Here is a 3,442-nt window from a genome sequence, read left to right on the forward strand (position 1 = left end):
ATGGGGCGTCGGCTCTCGTAGGACGCGATGACCACTCGCGCGCGAAATTCAGGGGCGTGCCAGCGGCGGCGATCCGAAACGATCTCGATCCGCGAGGCGCCCGCCAGCCTGTCCCGCTCGCCTGTCTCTCTACCGCTCCTTTGGAGCCTCTCTGCGGTACTACCTGCGACACTCGCAGGTAGTACCGTGTCCCTATCTCTTAAATCGCTCATGCTTCATAGCTGAACCAGACCAGAAGTATTCAGCAAGGCGTCAGTCGCCGGAAGCTTACCCCGGGCCATGCGTCGCGCAATTTTCGAACGGGAACTGCTTCCTGTCTGGAGCAACCGTCTTCTGACCGAGATCACGCCAAATGATCTCAGGACGCATTGTGCAGCGATAGTAGATCGCGGTGCGCCGGCGACGGCGATACACGTTCGGGATATTGTAAAGCAGATCTACAACTTTGGTATTTTGCACGGAGAGAAGGTTGCCAATCCTGCCGACGAGGTCGGACCATCATCGATCGCGACCTTCGTTCCCAAGGACCGTGCACTTTCTCCCGCTGAAATTCGGGTGTTGTTCCGGGTGATAGAAAACGTACCGACGTTGCCGACCATCCGCCTGGGAATGCGGTTCTTTTTACTGTCCATGGTCAGGAAAAGCGAATTGCAGGACGCTGTCTGGGATGAAGTTGATTTCGAGAATGCTGTCTGGACAATTCCTAAAGAACGCATGAAGCGTTCAAAGGCACATAATGTGTATCTCTCTCATCAGATGCTGGACATATTGATCGCATTGAAAACGTGTGCAGGAAATTCGCGTTACCTACTACCGTCTCGCTATGATGCAGACGCGCCGATGTCCCGCGCGACATTCAATCGCGTGACCTATTCGGTCGTCGATCAGGCCAAAAAGGATGGGCTGTCGTTGGAAGCTTTTACGGTCCACGACCTTCGTCGCACGGGATCAACGCTTCTGAATGAACTGGGCTTCAATAGCGACTGGATTGAGAAATGTCTTGCTCATGAAGACGGGCGTTCCTCGCGGGGTGTCTATAATAAAGCAGAATACGAGCTACAACGGCGTCATATGATGCAGGAGTGGTCGAACACCGTGGATGCCTGGATCGCAGGTAAGAAATACGTGCCCAACCTGGTGTCACCATCTATGCCGTTGTTCGAGCCGGATCCTGCCCTTTGATCGGGCGCGTTCGCCTCTGCCTTACGTCGGGACCTCTTGCCGGCATACTTGGTTTCGAACGCCGTTCCTCCAACCATGCTTCCACTTCGGCCAGGTCCCACACGACACAGCGTGGCGAAAGACAGAAGCGGCGCGGGAATTCACCGCGTTGTTCCATTTCGTAAATTGTGCTGTCGGCCAGTGGCACCATTTCACGCAGTTGGCGCCGACGGATCGATTTCCGGGGAGACGATATGGCTCTGGCGTGCATTGATCTAACCTTTCCTATTGGCGCTAATAATAAGAGCCAATAGGTATCGTTGTGCGGAAGTGTATTTTCTATAGCAGGAAAAAACGGGATAGAAACGGATAAAAATAGGATAGGGGCAGCTGTTTATACAGGATCTGGATGTCTGTACAGCATAAGGTCAGTCTGTGAAGAGACAGTTCTCAATGCGTATGCCCTGTCGCATGATTGGCGGATCGTCAGAATACGGCTTGGTTCAAGACATGAACCTTGGCGATCGATGTTCCCGAAAACAGACGTCAGATCATAACCTGTCTGCGTAACAGGGCAGATATCCATGCGCTTGTGCAGGATGATCATGTCGCTGGAACCTATCGTTGGCGTCCTGCACTGGCGGCGGGACGGATCGACATGATCGACCATGGCCTCCAGTTCCAGTTCGTGCCCTGAAACCGTCGCCGGAGAACATGTGAAAGTGCGCAATATTGCCCTGACTTCCATGGAGATGAACGTCCATCGCGTCTCGCCATTGCCCGTATGGTTGGTCCATGCGTAACCCGACGTGGGCGTGGTGGCTGCCCGATCCAAGAATGCTGCGACCAGGCACCCGGCACTTAACGGGGCAGGGGGATATTGAAAAACCCGTTGACAGACTCTGCTTTCGAAGGCTTTGATTGAGACAGCTAGTCCGGTCTTTGCAGACCGTACTTTCGTATGCGTTAACGTGAAACAACGCACAGAAACTGACAGCAGCATGCTGGCAGCCTGTGCGTCTGTGTATCCACAGTCACTGGTCTGTCGGCATGACAGGGATACACAGTGATGAAGCTTTTCCAATCCTTTTCAAATCGCGACGATGCTCCCGAGATCCGCCGTGAGCGGCATGATCTGGTCAGGCGTCGCCTTGAAGTCCGCGCTGTTGAGCGCCTGACCCCGCACATGATCCGTATCACGCTGGATGGCCCCGAACTGGTCGGCTTCACCAGCCCATCCCCTGATGACCATATCAAGATATTCGTGCCCGGCCTGGATGGCTCACCAACCCGTCGCGATTACACGCCGCGCCGTTACGACCCGCAGAACGGTACGCTGCTTCTGGATTTCGTCAATCACCATGGTGGCCCGGCGGCGGCCTGGGCGCGGGCTGCCAGACCGGGTGACCGGCTGGAGATCGGTGGTCCGCGCGGGTCGCAGATCATTTCCGGCCCGATTGACCACTGGCTTCTGATCGGCGACGAAACGGCGTTGCCCGCGATTGGACGACGGGTTGAGGCGCTTTCTGTCCGGACGTCGGTTACGACTGTGGTTGCCGTGCCGGGGGCGGAAGACGAGCAGGTCTTTACCACGGCCGCACACCATGCTGCCCATTGGGTCCATCGGCCTATGGAGCGGGCGGATGACGGTGCCGGCATTCTTGCTGTCCTGAAAAATCTGAAAATTCCGGACCGTACTTTTGTCTGGGTCGGCGCCGAGACCCACGTGGCGAAAGCCGTGCGCCAGTATCTTCTCGATGAACGCAGGATTCCGGCACAGTGGATCAAGGCATCCGGCTACTGGGTGAAGGGTCAGGCCGATGCGTCCGTCAAGGATTTCGGGGACGCGCGCTGAACGATAAGGGGCGTGGGTGTCAGGACCATGATGAGGCGCCTCCCTTACAAATTTATACATTCATTCAGCGAGACATGACCTACGTTTGGTTCGTGAACCGAAGAAGGCCGAACAGGACATTTTGCCTGATATGAAAAACATACTTCTGACCCTGACCGTTCTCCTTGCGGTCATGGGGGCAGGGGCAGGATTGCTGCCTGCCACTCCTGCACAGGCAGCGGATATGGCTTCGCTGCCGGTGGTCGCTCCCGCCATATCGTGCGATGTGCTGGGCCATACCGATCTTGCGCCCGCCGTCGGCGCTGCAGTCCATGGCCAGAAGGCTGCCTGTTGATTTTCACTGAGAACTGATGGTGTGGACGGCTCCCTGTGGTCCTGAGAGGATGCTGAGGAGTTGAATGTCAGTGAAGGAAACCATCATGCGTC

5 protein-coding genes are annotated in these 3,442 nt (G+C 56.0%); 4 read left to right on the plus strand and 1 reads right to left on the minus strand.

What is annotated here, in order from left to right:
* The first annotated feature begins 279 nt into the window (after window positions 1-279).
* Window positions 280-1,182, plus strand: coding sequence for a tyrosine-type recombinase/integrase (locus CFR80_RS17340; RefSeq protein WP_258367937.1), 903 nt, complete (start codon window positions 280-282; stop codon window positions 1,180-1,182).
* Here CFR80_RS17340 and CFR80_RS17345 read toward each other — a convergent pair.
* Complete coding sequence (locus tag CFR80_RS17345; protein ID WP_110507796.1) at window positions 1,148-1,432, minus strand: helix-turn-helix transcriptional regulator; 285 nt, start codon at window positions 1,430-1,432, stop codon at window positions 1,148-1,150. The genes CFR80_RS17340 and CFR80_RS17345 overlap by 35 nt on opposite strands.
* A gap of 246 nt (window positions 1,433-1,678) precedes the next feature.
* Here CFR80_RS17345 and CFR80_RS17350 point away from each other — a divergent pair, with 246 nt between their 5' ends.
* From CFR80_RS17350 to CFR80_RS17360, 3 genes are all read left to right on the plus strand, one after another.
* Window positions 1,679-1,858 (plus strand): hypothetical protein, encoded by a 180-nt coding sequence (locus tag CFR80_RS17350; RefSeq protein WP_110507797.1) that lies wholly within the window; start codon window positions 1,679-1,681, stop codon window positions 1,856-1,858.
* Window positions 1,859-2,230: 372 nt separating this feature from the next.
* Window positions 2,231-3,016: a siderophore-interacting protein gene (locus CFR80_RS17355; RefSeq protein ID WP_110507798.1), complete on the plus strand. Its 786-nt coding sequence runs from the start codon at window positions 2,231-2,233 to the stop codon at window positions 3,014-3,016.
* A gap of 130 nt (window positions 3,017-3,146) precedes the next feature.
* Complete coding sequence (locus tag CFR80_RS17360; RefSeq protein WP_258367939.1) at window positions 3,147-3,350, plus strand: hypothetical protein; 204 nt, start codon at window positions 3,147-3,149, stop codon at window positions 3,348-3,350.
* Window positions 3,351-3,442: the final 92 nt, after the last annotated feature.

This window comes from Komagataeibacter oboediens, assembly GCF_003207815.1.
In the GTDB taxonomy this organism is placed as follows: domain Bacteria; phylum Pseudomonadota; class Alphaproteobacteria; order Acetobacterales; family Acetobacteraceae; genus Komagataeibacter; species Komagataeibacter oboediens.